The 267-nt window shown below is 54.7% G+C and carries 1 protein-coding gene; it reads left to right on the top strand.

Annotation, left to right across the window (positions count from 1 at the left end; genetic code table 11):
• Window positions 1–180: hypothetical protein (locus AC1RPJ_RS08200; protein WP_481762914.1), on the top strand; the 180-nt coding region annotated here is incomplete at its 5' end.
• Window positions 181–267: the final 87 nt, after the last annotated feature.

Genomic DNA, 267 nt, shown 5'->3' with positions numbered 1-267 from the left:
GCATACGAGCGCCTCAATCAGGCGAACCAAAGGCTGCGGGAGGTCGCGGAGTTGGCGCATGCCGTGAACGACGTGATCGAGCTGTTCGAAGAGTTTTACGCGGACAGCAAGGGACAGCCGATCACTGATCGGCTGCGCGAAATCAGTGCAGTGCTTCACGCACAAAAACAAGGAGGGTAAATATGTTCACGGCAATGAGTATGGTGTGGCTTGTGGCTGGAGTCTTTATCGGTGTCTTCATCAGCGTTGTCTACTGTGCGTTCCACG

The organism is Dellaglioa sp. CoH-57-MRSF-17 (assembly GCF_056782015.1).
This window is presented reverse-complemented; position numbering and strand designations above follow the sequence as displayed.